The following is a 16291-nucleotide window of genomic DNA, read 5'->3' on the forward strand; positions in this document are numbered from 1 at the left end:
CATGCACGACGATCATCATCACCACAGTCATGACCATGGCCATCATCATCACGGGCCGGACGGTCGTCACGACCGTCATCCTCTCGGCCACAACGGACCCGCAGGCAAGCCGCTGCAATGGCAGACGCCGCACCTGCCGGACCAGGCTCATGAGCCGCCCGCCGATCCGTCGTCGGTCGACCTCGATCTTGTTGAAACCGCCTTCCTCGAGGGCTTTGCGCGGGCGCCGGACCCGTCCAGCTTTCTGCGTCTGGCCGGCATACCCTTTGTCGGCGAAATGGCGGACGGCGTGCGGCTTCATCTGCTGCGCGTCGAGACCGAGGATCTGGTCGATGTCGGCGCGGTCATGCCGCTCGTCGGCGGCACCGGCGTCGCCTATCACCCGTTGCCGGCGCGCCTGACATCGCACCGCCGCCGCCTCGCCTTCATCTATCACGATGGCACTGAGCAAAAGCCTCTCGGCTTCGCCGCGGCGCGCACTCTTGCGGACCGTTCCGCCGCTTCGCAGTTCGCCGTTCCCGGGCGCTGAAACCAGACGCCGAACCGTCATTCTCACCGAACAGGTACAACCATGAAAACATTCGCAAGCATGAAAACATTAGCAAGACTTGGCAGCCTTTCAGCTCTCGCCGCCCTCGCGCCGTCGCTGGCGTTTGCCCATGGCGGCGGCCCTCACGTCCACGGCTTTTTCGCCGGCCTCGAACATCCCCTCTTCGGCCTGGATCATCTGCTCGCCATGGTCGCGGTGGGCATGATTGGCGCCCGCGCCGGCGGGCGCGGCGTTGCCCTTGTGCCGCAGTTCTTTGTCTCGGCCATGGTCGCCGGAGCCTTGCTCGGCATGGCCGGCATCGGCCTGCCTTCGCTTGAAACCGGCATCGCGCTTTCGCTTGTGATCTTCGGCGCCATGGTCGGCCTTGCCAGGCCGCTGCCGCTTGCCACCGCCGCGGCGCTGACGATTCTGTTCGGCCTCTTCCACGGCAATGCTCACGGCCTCGAGATTCCCGACAGCGCCAGCAGCATCGCCTACGCAGCCGGTTTCACGCTCGGCACGTCGATGCTGCATGCGATCGGGGTCTTGTCCGTCGTCAAGCTCGCCCGTTGGCCGACGACGGTCCGCACCGCAGGTGTCGCCACCTCGCTGGTTGGAATGGCCATGGCTGCACAGGCCTTCTGAGTGGCACCTCTTCCGAGTGAAGTAACCGGCGCGCGGCCGGCAAACAGAACTGGAAAGCAGATGAGCCAGAAATGGTCGATGAGCCTGCGGCGCATTCGCGACATGCTGTACCAGATCCTGAAAATCCGGGCCGAGCGGCTTTGAGGGGCGCAGTTTTTCGCGTGCCTCAGTCGGAATGGCATTCAGAATTCGAGGGCCTGCCTGAGTGCCGGGCCACTCCTGACGCGCAGATCGAGGTCGGCCTCGATATGGTCGATATGGTGCAGCATCAGCGCGCTCGCCCGTTCTGCGTTGCCGCTCTCAAGCGCTTCCAGGATATTCATATGCTCGCTATGGCCGCAGCTCGAGACACCGGAGCGGCCGTAAAGCGCGATCACCAGCGATGAACGCGCCACCAATTCCTCCATGAAGCGCTGGAGGATGACGTTTCCCGCAACCGACGCCAGAAGCAGGTGAAAATCGCCCGAAGCTTTGATTTCCGACCGCCTTGCGCTTGGTCCGCGCTCGGCAATGAAGCGGCCCTCTTCGTCGAGCTGCGCTTTGAACGCCACGACATGCGCCGGCGTCATGCGTTCGGCCGCGGCAATCGCGATGCCGGGCTCGATGAGCCGGCGCGAAGCAAAGACCTGGCGTGCTTCCTCCGGCGACGGATTGGCGACGAAGGCGCCGCGGTTGCGCTCGGTCCGCACCAATCCCTCGAAGGAAAGCATCTGCAGCGCCGCGCGCGCCACGGTGCGGCTGACATCGAACAAAGTGCCGACCTCGCCTTCCGACAGCTTGGTTCCGGGCGCCAGCCGACGATCGACGATCGCGTCGCGCAATTGGTCGCGGATTGCCTGAGCGCGATCCTCGTTGGCACTGTCGACGGCAGGGAAAGTCTGGTCGGCTATATTCATGGTGGTGGTCCCTGCGCCTTTCTACCCTGAATCGGGTCGCTTGCACGAGAGCCAAAGTGAATACGATGGGAGAAAAGATTGCATACGATTTTTGCGATGATCCGTAACAATCGCCCATAATTTGTGCATGACACGAGACTGCCGCTTGGGCGGGCATCGGCTTGCGGTGCTGATTTTCACAAGAATTCAATTGGTTGAGGCAGCGGCACGCAACTGGCACGCATGATGCTTTGGTTAATCCCGACCAAAGGGGAAGCTGGATGTCCAAGGCCGCCGAAATCGACATCGTGTCCGTTTCGAAAATCTATGGCGCAACGACTGCGGTCGAAGACATCAGCTTGAAAATCCCCGCGGGAACCTATTGCTGCCTGCTCGGCCCGTCCGGCTGCGGCAAGACCTCGACGCTGCGCATGATCGCCGGGCACGAGACCATATCCAGCGGCGACGTACGTCTGGGCAATACAGTGGTCACCGACCTGCCGCCTGCCAGGCGTGGCACCGCCATGATGTTCCAGTCCTACGCGCTGTTTCCGCATCTCGACCTGGTGGACAATGTCGCGTTCAGCCTGAAGATGAAAGGTGTCGGCAAGGAGGAGCGCCGCGCCAAGGCGCTCGATATGCTGAAGCTGATGCAGATGGAAGCCTATGCCGGCCGCCGACCGGCGCAGCTTTCGGGCGGACAGCAGCAGCGCGTCGCTCTGGCCCGCGCGCTCATCACCGACCCCGAGGCGCTGCTGCTCGACGAGCCGCTGTCGGCACTCGATCCGTTCCTGAAGATTCGCATGCGGGCCGAACTGAAGAAGCTGCAGACGTCTCTCGGCATCACCTTCGTGCACGTCACCCACAGCCAGGAAGAGGCCATGGCGCTGGCCGACCTGATCGTGGTGATGAACGACGGCCGCATCGAGCAGGCGGCGCATCCGCGCACCATCTTCGAGCGGCCGGCCACCGCGTTCGTCGCCCGTTTCATGGGCGATCACAACGTCGTCTCCGGCCGGGTGAGCGGCAGCCGCGACGGCATGGTTGTCTTCAATGTTCCGGGTGGCGCCTCGCTTGCGGCCAGCGGGCAGGGCAGAGCGGTCGGTGAGCCGATCGATATCGCCATTCGCACCGACCATGTGCGGATCGGCGAAGCGCCGGCCACGGGGCTGGGCTTCACCGGCGTCGCCTCCAACGTCGAATACCGCGGCTCGACTGTGAAGCTCTCGGTTAACGGCGCCGGCATCGAGGATTTCACGGTGATCGTCGACGACACCAGCTTCTTCGCCAAGCCGGTTGCCGTCGGCGACGCAGTGCCGATCGCCTGGGATGCCGAGGATGCGATCGTCCTTGGCCGTCTCGATTCCTGAACCAGAACAACCAATCAAAAAGGGGAACTAACATGACCAACACCACCGACAAGAAGACAGGAATTTCCCGCCGCTCGCTGCTCAAGACCGGTGCTGCCGCCGTCGGTTTTGCCGCCGGCTCCGGCGTCATATCAGGCTTCCCGACGATCTGGGCGCAATCCAACATCACGCTGCGCCAGTTCGGCACCGGCGTGTCGAACCTCAACGCCATCGCCGACAAGTGCAAGGCCGATCTCGGCATCACGCTGGAGATGACGGCGACCGATTCCGACGCCGCCGCCCAGCGCGCGGTGACGCAGCCCGACAGCTACGACATTGCCGACATCGAATACTGGATTGCCAAGAAAGTGTATCCGTCCGGCGTGATGCAGCCGATGGATGTCAAGAAGCTGAAATACTACGACAAGATCGTACCGCTTTTCATCAACGGCAAATTGACGCCCGACAGCGTCATCGCCCAAGGCACCGCGCCGCATACGGTCGGCTTCGTCGAGGCGCAGGACGCCAAGACCTTCGCCAAGGAACCGACCCAGTGGATGACGATGGTTCCGACCATCTACAATGCCGATACGCTGGGCATCCGCCCCGACCTCGTCGGTCGCGACATCACCACCTGGGCCGACATCATGGATCCGGCCTTCAAGGGCAAGGCCGCTATCCTCAACATCCCGTCGATCGGCATCATGGATGCGGCGATGATCATGGAAGCCATGGGCAACATCAAATACGCCGACAAGGGCAACATGACCAAGGAGGAGATCGACAAGACGATCGACTTCCTGATCAAGGCCAAGCAGGACGGCCAGTTCCGTGCGTTCTGGAAATCGTTCGACGAGAGCGTCAACCTGATGGCCTCCGGAGAAGTGGTCATCCAGTCGATGTGGTCGCCCGCCGTCGCCGCGGTCCGTTCCAAGGGCATCGCCTGCAAATACCAGCCGCTCAAGGAAGGCTATCGCTCCTGGGGCGGCGGCCTCGGCCTGGCAGCGCATCTCGAGGGCGCCCAACTCGACGCCGCCTACGAGTATATCAACTGGTACCTGTCCGGCTGGGTCGGCGCCTATCTCAACCGCCAAGGCTATTACTCGGCCGCCATGGACACGGCCAAGCAGTTCATGTCCGAGGACGAATGGGGCTACTGGGTCGATGGCAAGCCGGCAATGGGCGATATCATGGCGCCGGACGGCAAGGTCATGGAGAAGGCCGGCGCCGTGCGCGACGGCGGCTCCTTCGTCGAGCGAATGGGCAAGGTCGCCTGCTGGAACTCGGTCATGGACGAGGACCGCTACATGGTGAGGCGCTGGAACGAATTTATCGCGGCGTAGTGCCCTCTTGCCTTCTCCCCTTGTGGGAGAAGGTGACCGAGCGAAGCTCGGTCGGATGAGGAGTGTTGGACGGATCGCCAACGCTGAGTTTCTTCCAACACCCCTCATCCGTCTTGGTGCTGCGCGCCAATCCACCTTCTCCCACAGGGGGAGAAGGGAACGCAGCCTCAGTCGCGTCGCCACCCTAGACCGAGATGTTGATGACCGTAGCGCTCGAACAATCCACGCATGTTGAGTCCGCGAAACCGGCCAGGCGCAGCCTGTCGCTCGGCGCCATCGCGCCCTACCTCCAAGCAACACCTCTGGCCCTGATCCTCGGCGCATTCCTTCTGCTGCCGATCCTGATGATCGCCGTGGTCTCCTTCTGGGATTACGATTTCGCGGCGATGTACCCAGATTTCCTGACCACCAACTACGTCGACACGCTCGGCTCCTGGGTCACCTGGAAAACCTATCTGAACACGCTGAAATACGCTGGTATTGTCTGGGCGCTGACGCTGTTCATCGGCTTCTGGGTCGCCTATTTCCTCGCCTTCCATATCAGGACCACCGTCATGCAGATGGTGCTGTTTCTCGTCTGCACGGTGCCGTTCCTGACCTCCAACATCATCCGAATGATCTCGTGGATTCCGGTGCTTGGCCGCAATGGCCTGGTCAACTCGACGCTGGTTCAGATCGGACTGATCCCGAAGCCGATCGAATGGCTGCTCTATTCGGAATTCGCCGTGGTGCTGGCCATGGTGCATCTCTACACGCTGTTCATGGTGACGCCGATCTTCAATACGCTGATGCGCATCGACAAGTCGCTGGTCGAGGCCGCGCGCGACGCCGGCGCATCCGGCTGGCAGATCCTGTGGAACGTCATCTTCCCGCTCGCCAAGCCCGGTATGGCGATCGGCACCATCTTCGTCGTCACGCTGGTGATGGCCGACTTTTCGACCGTGCAGGTGATGTCCGGCGGGCAAAGCGCCTCCGTCGCGTTGATGATGAAGAACCAGATGTCGCTGCTGCAATATCCGGCGGCCGCCGCCAATGCCGTTGTGCTCCTGGTGCTGGTGCTGCTGATGGTCGCCAGCATCCTGCGCATCGTCGACATCCGCAAGGAGCTGTGAGGCGATGAGCCATGACAAGCGCACCCTCGAATTCTACGTGCTGGCGGCCTTCTTCGCCGTTTTCGTGCTGTTCCTCTACGGCCCGCTTTCGGCGATCCTGATCCTCTCGTTCCAGGGCGAGAATGGTGGGCTGACGTTCCCGCTGAACGGCGTGTCGTTGCATTGGTTCGGCAATCTGTTCGAGCGCCAGGCGGTCGGCGATTTCGGCGGCAGTTTCAAACGTTCCTTCACTCTCGGCCTGATGGTGATGATAGTGACCGTTGTGGTGTCGCTGCTTGCCGGTCTTGCCTTCCGCCGAAAATTTCACGGCGCCACCGCATTGTTCTATCTGGCCGTCGCCAGCCTGGTCGTGCCATCGATCATCATCTCGCTCGGCATCGGCGTCGTCTTCCAGCAGATCGGCTTTCGCCCCGCCTGGTACACGTCAGCCTTTGGCGCACATCTGACCTGGACCTTGCCTTTCGGCGTGCTGATCATGTTCGCCGTCTTCAACCGGTTTTCGCCGGCCTATGAGGAGGCCGCGCGGGACTTGGGCGCGACCTCCTGGCAGACCTTCGCGCATGTCGTCCTGCCGATGATCGCGCCCAGCCTGATCGGTGTCGGCCTGTTCGGTTTCACCCTGTCTTATGACGAGTTCGCCCGCACGCTGATGACCTCAGGCACCTTCAACACGCTGCCGCTCGAAATCTACGGCATGACGACGAATGTCACGACGCCGGTGCTCTATGCGCTGGGCACCGTGACGACGGTATTTTCCTTCCTGGTGATCCTGCTGACGCTCGGTGCGATCGTCTATGTCGGCCGCCGCCGGGCGCATGCATGAGAACCGCATTGCAGATCCTCGTTGTCAATCCGAACACCACCGCCAGCATGACCGAAACCATCGCGGCGGCGGCGCGGTTCGTGGCCGGCGTCCTAACGGAAATCGTCGCCGTCACCTCGTCGATGGGTCCGGTTTCGATCGAAGGCTATTATGACGAGGCGCTTGCCGTGCCGGGCTTGCTGGTCGAGATCGCTGCCGGCGAGCGCTCGGGCGCCCAGGCCGCGGTCATCGCCTGTTTCGACGATACCGGCCTCGACGCCGCGCGCGCCATGGCCAACATTCCGGTCATCGGCATTTGCGAGGCGGCGCTCAGCACGGCCTCGTTCATCGCCCAGCGCTTCACCGTCGTCACCACGACCGAACGCTCGCGCGTGCCGGTCGAAGGGCTGGTGCAGCGCTACGGCATGGCGGGGCGGGCACGCGTGCGCGCAGCCGACATTCCGGTTCTTGCCCTCGAAGATCCGGCCTCCGATGCGGTTCTGAAGCTGCGCGGCGAGATCGCGCGCGCCCTCGAGGAGGACCGCGCCGAGGCCATCGTGCTCGGCTGCGCCGGCATGGCCGACATTGCGGCCGAGCTGCAGCGGGAATTCGGCGTTCCGGTCATCGACGGTGTCGGCGCGGCGGTCAAGCAGGCCGAGGCACTGATCGCGCTTGGCCTGTCGACATCCAAGCGTGGCGCCTATGCAAACCCACTGGCAAAGCCCTATCGTGGCGTATTGAAATCCTTCGCCCCCGGACCTGTTGCCGCCGAGTGATCGCAATGCCCCGAACGATCCGAACGCTCGCACTTGACGAAGTGGAAACCCTTGTCGACTGGGCGGCAGCGGAGGGCTGGAACCCCGGCCTCGGCGATGCCGCAGCGTTCCAGGCAGCGGATCCCCAGGGTTTCATCGGCGCCTTTGTCGATGGCGAGATGGTGGCCGGTATTTCCGCCGTGGCCTATGGTGACGACTTCGGCTTCATCGGCCTCTACATCTGTCGGCCGGACAGGCGCGGCGAGGGCCACGGCAAGGCGGTCTGGGATGCCGGCATGGCGCGGCTCGGCAACCGCACGATCGGCCTCGATGGCGTCGTCGAACAGCAGGCTAACTACCGCAGCATGGGTTTTGCGCCGGCCTATCGGACGATCCGGTTCGCCGGATCGCCGGATGTTCCGGCAGGCGCCGGCAGCGACCTCCGCGCCATAGAACCGCAACTGGTGCCGGATGTCCTGGGCTACGACAGCCGGTTCTTTCCCGCTCCGAGAAGGGTGTTCCTGGAGCACTGGCTGCGCCCGCCGCATATGGCGCTTGCGATCGTCAGGGATGGCGCAATCGAGGGATACGGCGTCGCGCGCCGATGCCGGGACGGCTGCAAGATCGGTCCGCTTTTCTCCGACAGCCTCGACGACGCAAGCCGTCTTTTCGCGGCGCTCGCCAGCGCCTCCGGATCCGGAAACATTCATATCGACGTTCCCGAGACCGGCGGGGACTTTGCAGCCCGGCTGACGTCCGCCGGCCTTCAACCGGGCTTTGAAACGGCGCGGATGTATAAGGGAAAGGCGCCGCAGCTCGCGCAGTTTGGCGTCTTTGCGATAACGACCTTGGAGCTTGGTTGAGGCGCAATCTTTGTTAATGCATGTCGTTGCCCAAAAACCGCTGCGCACTTTTGGGCAACGACATGCATTAGCGCCCCTCATCCAGCCGGTCGCGCAGGATGCTTAGGGGAAGCAACATGTTTGGCGCATGCCGCATCAGACCGTGGAGCGGGATCGGCGACGGTGGCGCGAAGGGAAGTGGCAGGTCCTTGGCATTCGCTCCACCAGCCCAATCCGCAAGCACCTTGCCCATGGCTATCGTCATGGCGATGCCGCGCCCGTTGCAGGCAAAGCCCGCGATCAGGTCGGGCCCGAGATCGACGAGGCGCGGCAGGAAATCGGGTTCGACGGCGGCTATTCCTGACCAGCTATATTCAAGCGGCGGGATTTCCGGGAGATCGAGATGTTTCGCCAGCCGTCGCCAGATTGCCTGCGGCACCCGCGCGTCGGCGCCTTGGCCAATACTATGCATGCCGCCGGTTATCAGCCTGTTTTCGCCATCGAAGCGGAAGGTGAAAAGATTGCGCCTGGTGTCGCCGACGCCTTGCCCGCCCGGAAGCAGGCGGGCGCGTATTTCGCGCGGCAGCGGTGCCGTCGCGATCTGGAATATCTTCAGCGGGAAGTAGGTTCGCTGCAGCGTGCGATGCAGTGGCCCGCCATAGGCGTTGGTGGCAATCAGCACCTTTCCGGCGCGCACCGAGCCCGATGCCGTTTTCAACGTCCAGCCATCCGCCGTGCGATCGATCGATGCAACACGCGTATGCTCGAAGAGGTGTGCGCCGGCCTTCTCCGCCGCGTCAGCGAGCCCGCGCGCATATTCGACCGGATTGAGGACGCCGCCCGACCGATCCATCCAGCCGCCGGGATAGCCACGAACGCCGGTCAGCTCCTCGATCGCCTGCCTGTCCAGCGCAACGGCCGGTTTCCCGCGCCTTGCCCACTGCTCGGCGCGCGATCTCGTCTTTTCCAAAGCGGCCTGCGAATGGGCTGGCTGTATCCATCCGCTCTGGACTGCGTTGCATTCGATGCCGTGCCGCTTGATCAGGTCGAAGACGAGGTCGGCACTGCCGGTTGCGAAATCGACAAGGCCTTCGCCGCGCTCTGGCCCGAGCTGGGCAACGATATCGTCCGGGTCCCTTTTCGCGAAATTCGGCACGACGAAGCCGGCATTCCTGCCGGTTGCACCCCAGGCGGTGATTTCCGCTTCGAGGACGGCGACCGAGTTGCCTTTTTCGACAGCGTGCAGCGCGGTCGAAAGTCCTGAAAATCCGCCGCCAACAATTGCCAGATCGACATCGAGCGCGCCTTCAAGGGCGGGCCGTTCGCGGCGATTGCGGCTGACGGCGTGCCAGAGGGAAAGGCCGGGAGGCCCGGCAACGTCGATCATGACGCTGTTCCGCTCTCGCCCGTAGCCACTTTGGCACGCTTGCCGAACCTTGGACGCCGCGGCCTGTCGCCGAAGAGGCCGTTCGGCCTGACCAGAAGGATGATGCACAGCATCACGCCGATCGCCACGATCTGCAGCGAGGCGGCGCGTGCCTGCTGTTCGGGCGAGAACAGCACACTGGTAAGGGTCCCCGATCCGGCCCATATCGCCCAGACCAGGATGCTGCCGACGACGGCGCCCTTGTTGCTGCCCGAGCCGCCGACAATCAGCATCACCCAGACCTGGAAGGTCAGGATCGGCAGATAGTTGTCAGGCGCGATGAAGCCGGTGAAATGCGCCTGCAGCGCTCCGGCCAGTGCCATGATGGCGCCGCCGACGGCAAAGGCCTGGACGCGGTAGAAACGGGCGCTTTTGCCCAGGGATATCGCGGCCCGCTCATCCTCGCGAAGCGCCTTCAACACGCGTCCCCACGGGCTGCGCGACAGATGCTCCAGCCCGAGATAGACGATCAGCGTCACTAGCGAGACGACGGCCAGGTTCGACAGGTTGAACAGCAACGGCGTCTCGGCGAGGCCGCCGAAGGGCCGCGGAATGAAGCCGATGCCGAACGGGCCGCCGGTCAGCTTCTGGGCGTTGAGCGCCACCAGTTGCACGACGACGGCGACGCCGAAAGTGGTGATCGCCAGATAGTCCGATCTCAGGCGCAGCGTAGCAATGCCGGTGATGGCGGCGGCGACGCCGCCCACCAGTATGGCGCCGAGCCAGCCGGCAAGGATCGGCAGGTCGAAACCGCCGAGGCGCGCGGCATCGTCGGGCGTGGTCAGCAGCGCGGACGTGTAGGCGCCGATGGCGACAAAGCCGGCGAGCCCGACATTGAAAAGGCCGGTCAGCCCCCATTGCAGATTGAGCCCGAGCGTGACGAGCGAAAAGATCAGCGCGTTGGTCAGGAAGAAAGCGCCGTAGCCGAGCAGATCCATCAGCGTTCCCTCACTCCGAAAAGGCCGATAGGCCGCACGAACAGCACGGTCATCAGGATGATGAAGGAGACGGCGGCGCGCCATTCGGCGCCGATCAACTGCACCGCGCCCGCTTCGGCCATGCCGATGATCAATCCGCCGAGGACGGCGCCAGGCACGCTGCCGATGCCGCCGAGGATAGCGGCCGCGAACATCGGCAGCAGCATGTCGAAACCCATGAATGGGCGGACTTGGATGAGAATGCCGATCATGACGCCGGCGACGCAGGCAAGCGCCCCGCCGACGATCCACGTGACGCGCACGACCTTGGCGACGTCGATGCCGACAATACGCGCCAAGGCCGCATTCTGGCTCAGCGCCTGCATCGAGCGGCCGGTCTGGGTGCGCGTCATCAACAGATGCACGCCGAGCACGAGAACGGCGGTCAGCAAAAGCAGCGCGATCTGATCGGGGGTGATGCGGATGCCGAAGCCGACCGGCATAGCGATCTGGATGGCCCGGCTGAAATAGGTCGGGCGCGAGGTGAAGATGAATTCGAGCAGGCTTCTCAGCGCCATCGAGGCGCCGAAGCTCGCCATCACCACGATGATCGCCTGACCCTTGGCCCGCAGCCGCGCGAAAAGCACCATGTCGAGCAGCAATGCCAGCAGGCCGGTGATCGCCATGCCGACGACGACCGCGGCGACCAGCGGCCAGCCGAAGGAGAGGGGAGCCATTGGTGCGACCGTGCCGAACATCGCGCCGATGGCGCCGACGACGGCGAGCGTCGCATAGGCGCCCCAGGCCATGAAGTCGCCATGCGCGAAGTTCGAGAAGCGCAGGATCGAATAGGTGAGCGTCACGCCGATGGCGCCGAGGCCGATCATCGAGCCCGCCAGCAATCCGTCGACGACAAATTGCAGGTTCATGCAGCACCCGCCTTGCCGGAATGGCGGTCTCCTTCAGGATCGAGGCGGCGCTGGCCAAGATAGAGTTCGGCGACGACCGGATCGTTCCACAGCTCGGAGGCGACGCCTTCGTGCCGGTCCTTGCCCTCGACCAGCACATAGGCGCGGTCGCCGATGGCGAGTGCCGCCTTGGCGTTCTGCTCGACCAGGAGAATGGTGACGCCGGGTATGCGTATACCGGCCAGCATCTCGAAGACCATCGACACGAATTTCGGCGACAGGCCGGCCGACGGCTCGTCAAGCACCAGCACCTTGGGATGGACGATCAACGCCCGGGCGACGGCCAGCATCTGCCGCTGTCCGCCCGAGAGGTTGCCGGCGGCGGTCTTGCGCTGACGGGCGAGATCGGGAAAGGCCGCATACATTTCCTCAATGCGGGCAGGGGTCTCGCGCGGCTTCAGGATGCCGCAGGCGACCTTCAGATTGTCCTCGACCGACATCAGCGCGAAGATGTTTTCGGTCTGCGGCACGAAGGCAAGGCCGAGGCGGACCATGGTGTGGGCCGGCGCCGCGGTGATATCCCTGCCGTCCAGCAGGACCGTGCCGCCCGTGATCGGGACAAGGCCGGCGATCGCCTTGATTAGGGTCGACTTGCCGGCGCCATTGGGGCCGAGAACGACAACGATCTCGCCCTTGTCGACGGTGATCGAGGCGCCGCGCACGATCGGCACGCCGGGCTCGTAGCCGGCTTCGAGGTTGCGGACATCGAGAACCGTTTGGCTCATGCCGCGCCTCCGAGATAGGCCTCGATGACGCGCGGGTCGCGTGCCACCTCGTCCGGAGTGCCTTCGCACAGAAGCTGGCCGCTCGCCATGACTAGGACACGGTGGCAGAGCCGCGTCACCATGTCGATATTGTGCTCGATCAGCAGGAAGGTGATGCCGCTTCTGTTGATGTCGCGAATGCGATCGATGATGACTTCGAGCAGCGTCGCGTTGACGCCGGCCGCCGGCTCGTCGAGCAGGATGATCGCCGGGTTGGCCATCATGACGCGGGCGAGTTCGAGCAGCTTGCGCTGGCCGCCGGAAAGTACACGCGCCGGCTCGTGTGCAAGGCGGGCGAGCGTGACGAGCTCGAGCAGCTCGATGGCTCTCGTCTCGGCAGCCCTTTCCTCGGCGGCGACCCGGCGGGGCGTTAGGAAGTTGGCGAGCAGTCTTTCGCCGGCCTGCCCCTGCGCGGCCAGCATGACGTTTTCGATCAGCGTCAGATTGGGCAAAGGCCGGGGGATCTGGAACGTGCGGCCAAGGCCGCGGCCGATACGGCGATGGGCTGCTTCTCCCGATACCGGTGTGCCGTTGAGCAGGATCTCGCCGCTGGTCGGCAGGATGCTGCCGGCCAACAGGTCGAACATCGTCGTCTTGCCGGCGCCGTTGGGGCCGATGAGGCCGAGTATTTCACCCGGCCGAACGTCAAACGAAACATCGTTGACCGCGACGAGGCCGCCGAAGCGCCTGACGATATTTCTGGCCGTCAGCACCGGCGTGCGGGTTTCCGCCCGCTGTCGTGCGGTCGTGTCACTCATAAAGCCCTCTGGCCGAAAGCGATCGTCGCCGCCTTCTGGTTATTGATTTGTGATCACACTTGCTTTGATCACGCTATTCGGCTTTAATTTCTTCCGCAAGCCGAAAACGGCCAAGACCGGGATGCCATGCAAAAAGCCGTCATCGAAAAGAACAATGAGGTGATCGCGGCCCAGCTCACGCCGGTCGGCCGCGAGACCGTGCAGGATCGCGTCTATTCGGAGCTGCGCCGCGCCTTGATCGGCGGCCTTTTCGAGCCGAGCCAGGTTCTGACCATCCGCGGCCTCGCCGACGCGCTGGTCACCAGCACCATGCCGGTGCGCGAGGCACTCGGACGGCTGATCACGGAAAAGGCGCTGGAGGCGCTACCAAACCGCTCCGTGCGCGTACCGCCGATCACGCTGGAGCGTATCGACGATCTCCTGCGCGCCCGCTCCCTGATCGAGGGCGAAGCCATCGCGCTGGCCGCCACCCGCATGAACCCGCGCCAGATTGCTTCGGTCGAAGCCATGCTCGGCGAGTGGGACGAGATGCGGGCGCTGAAGCACAAGAAGGATATCGACCGCGAGGCGACGCTCAACCAGAGCTTCCACTTCGAGATTTACCGTTGCTGCGGTTCCGCCGTGCTGATCCCGATGATCGAGAGCCTCTGGCTGCAATCCGGGCCCTGCATCCGCGTTGCCATCTACGCCTTTTCCGATGCCGGCGAGGTCGATACCGCCCACTATCATCGCAGCATCGTCGCAGCGCTCGCGAGGCAGGATGCGCAAGCCGCGCGCGAAGCGCTGGTGGCCGACATCAGCCGGCCCTTCGCCTTCCTGCGCGACAAGCTCCAATCCGCCAACAGGAAAGATTGAGGGCATGACGACGCCTGCCATCAGCATCACAGAGCCACGCTCAAAACTTTCCGTGACGGCGCTGCTGTTGCCGGAAAAGGCGCCCGACAACGCTGCCTTCCTGCTGGCGTATCTCGAACAGCCGCGCGTCGTTGCCGGCATCCATGCGATGTGGACGGGGCCGGAAATCTCCTGCCCGATTCCCGCCGCGGATTTCGAGGGCCAAACCTATGCCAGGCCCTTGCCGGCGGAGAATGCAACGCTGACGCCGCAGCCGGGTGACATCGTGCTGTCCTACGTGCCGCCCCGCATGTGGGGCGGCAATCCGAATGCGATTTTCGACATCGGCCTGTTCTATGGAGCCGGCGCGCGGCTCTTGTTCCCGATCGGCTGGCTTGCCGGAAGCGTGGTTGCGCAGGTGCGTTCCGAGGAGCGCGACCGGTTCGCCGCCGCCTGCGGGGTGATCCGCCGCAACGGCGCTTGCGAAATCACCTTCACCCGGGTGGAGATCTGAATGGCCGGACCAGACGACAGTTTCGAACTCTTCGACCTTCGTGTCGAGGCGGTCATTCCGGAAGGCAAGCCGGTCTATTGCGGCGCCAAATCAGGCGATTATTTCGAGCTCAAGGGCGAGATGCTGTCGATGCCGGCAGGACAGGGCTTCTCGATCTATTCCATTGCCGCCGTCTTGCCGCTGCTCGCGGCAAAACAGCGCCCGACTCACAAGAACGACTGGATGACGTCGGACGCCGAGATCGCTTGTCCCGATCCCAATTGCGCCAGCCGGCTGAGGATCGTCAGGACGGGCAAACGCCGGTTTAGCCATGCCGAGACCACGGCGGTGCCGTTGCCGAAGGAGAATGACCAGAAATGACCGCCAAGGCTTTCGAGCTCAGCCCCGGCTACACGATCTCGCGCGTCATTCGCGGCGGCTGGCAGCTTGCCGGCGGGCATGGCGCGATCGACCGCGAACAGGCGGTAACCGATCTGATCGCCACCTTCGACGCCGGCATCAGGACCTATGATTGCGCCGATATCTATACCGGTGTCGAAGAGCTGATCGGCGCGGCGCGGCTGCGGCTTGCCAACGAGCGCGGCCTTGACGCCGCCGCCAAAATGAAGGTTCACACCAAGCTGGTGCCTGACCTCGAAAGGCTTTCCAACATCAGCCGCGACTATGTCAGGGGCATCGTCGACCAGTCGCTGCGGCGGCTGAAGACCGAGCGGCTCGATCTCGTGCAGTTCCACTGGTGGGATTATGCGCTGCCAGGCTATGTCGATGCGGTGGGGTGGCTCGATGAGCTTCGCCGGGAAGGCAAGCTACGCAACATCGGTACCACCAATTTCGACACACAACATTTGGCCGAGATCCTGGCCGCCGGCTTGCCGGTGGTCAGCCAGCAACTGCAATACTCCGTACTCGACCAGCGGCCGGCCACCAGCCTTGCGGCACTTGCCAGACAGAACGGCGTCAGGTTCCTGTGCTATGGTTCGGTGGCGGGCGGCTTCCTGAGCGAAAGATGGCTCGATGCTGCCGAGCCGCAGACGCCGCTCGAAAACCGGTCGCTGGTCAAATACAAGCTGATCATCGATGATTTCGGCGGCTGGGAGCTTTTCCAGGAGTTGCTCAGGGCATTGAAGGCGGTTGCCGACCGCCATGGCGTCGATATCGCCACCATCGCCAGTGCCTGGGTGCTGGAGCAGCCGCAAGTGGCGGCCGTCATCGTCGGCGCCCGCAACCAGGCACACGCCCTTGCCAATGCCAAAATCATGGACGTCGCGCTCGACGCCGATGACCGGACGCGGATCGCTGCCGTGATCGCGCAAAGTCGCGGGCCCCTAGGCGACGTCTATACGCTGGAACGCGACCGTCATGGCCGCCATGGCTCGATCATGCACTACAATCTGAACGCAGGCCGGATATGAGCGGCGAGCCTTCTCTGTTTTCCCGCGCCAGCGCCGAGATCGTCGATCTGCATCGCTTCTTCGTCGACTGGTTCGACAGGGCGCGCGCCGACAGGGCGGATTTCAGCCGCTTCGAACGCGTCATGGGCGAAGGCTTCCAGATGATCGCACCGGACGGCCAACTCCTCGATCGTAACGCGGTGCTCGACCATGTCAGGGCAAGCCGGGCCACCTGTGATGGCGATTTCGCCATCGCCATCGAGGATATCCGGACCGGCTGGCAGGCCGGCGACACGATCGTCGTCTGCTACGTCGAAGCACAGCAGCGCGGCGGCAAGCACAGCCGCCGTCGCTCGAGTGCCGTTTTCACCACCAGTTCATCGGCGCCCAACGGCATTGAATGGCGGCATCTGCATGAAACCTGGCTGCAGATGCCGGAGGACCGAACAGGCTCAAGACATGAATGA

19 protein-coding genes are annotated in these 16291 nt (G+C 63.7%); 13 read left to right on the top strand and 6 right to left on the bottom strand.

Annotated features, from left to right (window positions below; all coding sequences use genetic code 11):
• The first annotated feature begins 1 nt into the window (after position 1).
• Positions 2–529: a hypothetical protein gene (locus IQ26_RS03145; protein ID WP_145713246.1), complete on the top strand. Its 528-nt coding sequence runs from the start codon at positions 2–4 to the stop codon at positions 527–529.
• A gap of 60 nt (positions 530–589) precedes the next feature.
• Entirely contained in the window at positions 590–1174 is a 585-nt protein-coding gene (locus tag IQ26_RS03150; RefSeq protein ID WP_162457853.1) for a HupE/UreJ family protein, read from the top strand.
• Between the two features lie 182 nt (positions 1175–1356).
• Here the strand turns inward: IQ26_RS03150 and IQ26_RS03155 are convergent, their stop codons facing one another.
• Complete coding sequence (locus IQ26_RS03155) at positions 1357–2070, bottom strand: GntR family transcriptional regulator (RefSeq protein WP_145713252.1); 714 nt, start codon at positions 2068–2070, stop codon at positions 1357–1359.
• 260 nt (positions 2071–2330) lie between these two features.
• Between IQ26_RS03155 and IQ26_RS03160 the strand changes: the two genes are divergently transcribed.
• The 6 genes from IQ26_RS03160 to IQ26_RS03185 all read left to right on the top strand — a co-directional run bounded on the left by IQ26_RS03160 (position 2331) and on the right by IQ26_RS03185 (position 8273).
• Complete coding sequence (locus IQ26_RS03160; protein ID WP_145713257.1) at positions 2331–3419, top strand: ABC transporter ATP-binding protein; 1089 nt, start codon at positions 2331–2333, stop codon at positions 3417–3419.
• Positions 3420–3451: 32 nt separating this feature from the next.
• A complete protein-coding gene (locus IQ26_RS03165; protein WP_145713271.1) occupies positions 3452–4741 on the top strand; it encodes an ABC transporter substrate-binding protein in 1290 nt (429 codons plus the stop codon).
• 200 nt (positions 4742–4941) lie between these two features.
• On the top strand, positions 4942–5853 hold the full coding sequence (locus IQ26_RS03170; protein ID WP_145713284.1) for an ABC transporter permease: 912 nt from the start codon (positions 4942–4944) through the stop codon (positions 5851–5853).
• A gap of 4 nt (positions 5854–5857) precedes the next feature.
• Complete coding sequence (locus tag IQ26_RS03175; protein WP_145713305.1) at positions 5858–6676, top strand: ABC transporter permease; 819 nt, start codon at positions 5858–5860, stop codon at positions 6674–6676.
• A gap of 8 nt (positions 6677–6684) precedes the next feature.
• The gene (locus tag IQ26_RS03180) at positions 6685–7431 is read left to right on the top strand and encodes an aspartate/glutamate racemase family protein (protein WP_167522657.1); all 747 of its coding nucleotides are present in this window, start codon (positions 6685–6687) and stop codon (positions 7429–7431) included.
• Between the two features lie 5 nt (positions 7432–7436).
• On the top strand, positions 7437–8273 hold the full coding sequence (locus IQ26_RS03185; RefSeq protein ID WP_145713326.1) for a GNAT family N-acetyltransferase: 837 nt from the start codon (positions 7437–7439) through the stop codon (positions 8271–8273).
• A gap of 67 nt (positions 8274–8340) precedes the next feature.
• Here the strand turns inward: IQ26_RS03185 and IQ26_RS03190 are convergent, their stop codons facing one another.
• Genes IQ26_RS03190 through IQ26_RS03210 form a run of 5 tightly spaced genes read right to left on the bottom strand, consistent with a single transcriptional unit; the run spans position 8341 to position 13085 of the window.
• Positions 8341–9639: an NAD(P)/FAD-dependent oxidoreductase gene (locus IQ26_RS03190; RefSeq protein WP_145713330.1), complete on the bottom strand. Its 1299-nt coding sequence runs from the start codon at positions 9637–9639 to the stop codon at positions 8341–8343.
• Entirely contained in the window at positions 9636–10619 is a 984-nt protein-coding gene (locus tag IQ26_RS03195) for a branched-chain amino acid ABC transporter permease (protein ID WP_162457857.1), read from the bottom strand. Before IQ26_RS03195 ends, IQ26_RS03190 begins: the two co-directional genes overlap by 4 nt.
• Positions 10616–11524, bottom strand: coding sequence for a branched-chain amino acid ABC transporter permease (locus IQ26_RS03200; RefSeq protein WP_145713343.1), 909 nt, complete (start codon positions 11522–11524; stop codon positions 10616–10618). The genes IQ26_RS03195 and IQ26_RS03200 overlap by 4 nt, the downstream gene beginning before the upstream one ends.
• Positions 11521–12288 (bottom strand): ABC transporter ATP-binding protein, encoded by a 768-nt coding sequence (locus tag IQ26_RS03205; RefSeq protein ID WP_145713351.1) that lies wholly within the window; start codon positions 12286–12288, stop codon positions 11521–11523. The genes IQ26_RS03200 and IQ26_RS03205 overlap by 4 nt, the downstream gene beginning before the upstream one ends.
• Entirely contained in the window at positions 12285–13085 is an 801-nt protein-coding gene (locus tag IQ26_RS03210; protein ID WP_145713367.1) for an ABC transporter ATP-binding protein, read from the bottom strand. The genes IQ26_RS03205 and IQ26_RS03210 overlap by 4 nt, the downstream gene beginning before the upstream one ends.
• Positions 13086–13211: 126 nt before the next feature.
• On the opposite strand from IQ26_RS03210, the gene IQ26_RS03215 reads away from it, so the two are divergent.
• The 5 genes from IQ26_RS03215 to IQ26_RS03235 are packed head-to-tail and all read left to right on the top strand — an operon-like array spanning position 13212 to position 16291.
• Entirely contained in the window at positions 13212–13940 is a 729-nt protein-coding gene (locus tag IQ26_RS03215; RefSeq protein ID WP_145713381.1) for a GntR family transcriptional regulator, read from the top strand.
• Positions 13941–13944: 4 nt separating this feature from the next.
• Positions 13945–14433 (top strand): DUF3830 family protein, encoded by a 489-nt coding sequence (locus IQ26_RS03220; protein WP_145713391.1) that lies wholly within the window; start codon positions 13945–13947, stop codon positions 14431–14433.
• Positions 14434–14793: a TIGR04076 family protein gene (locus tag IQ26_RS03225; RefSeq protein WP_145713394.1), complete on the top strand. Its 360-nt coding sequence runs from the start codon at positions 14434–14436 to the stop codon at positions 14791–14793.
• Entirely contained in the window at positions 14790–15845 is a 1056-nt protein-coding gene (locus IQ26_RS03230; RefSeq protein WP_145713405.1) for an aldo/keto reductase, read from the top strand. Before IQ26_RS03225 ends, IQ26_RS03230 begins: the two co-directional genes overlap by 4 nt.
• On the top strand, positions 15842–16291 hold the full coding sequence (locus IQ26_RS03235) for a DUF4440 domain-containing protein (protein WP_145713408.1): 450 nt from the start codon (positions 15842–15844) through the stop codon (positions 16289–16291). The genes IQ26_RS03230 and IQ26_RS03235 overlap by 4 nt, the downstream gene beginning before the upstream one ends.

Source organism: Mesorhizobium tianshanense, assembly GCF_007830515.1.
In the GTDB taxonomy this organism is placed as follows: domain Bacteria; phylum Pseudomonadota; class Alphaproteobacteria; order Rhizobiales; family Rhizobiaceae; genus Mesorhizobium; species Mesorhizobium tianshanense.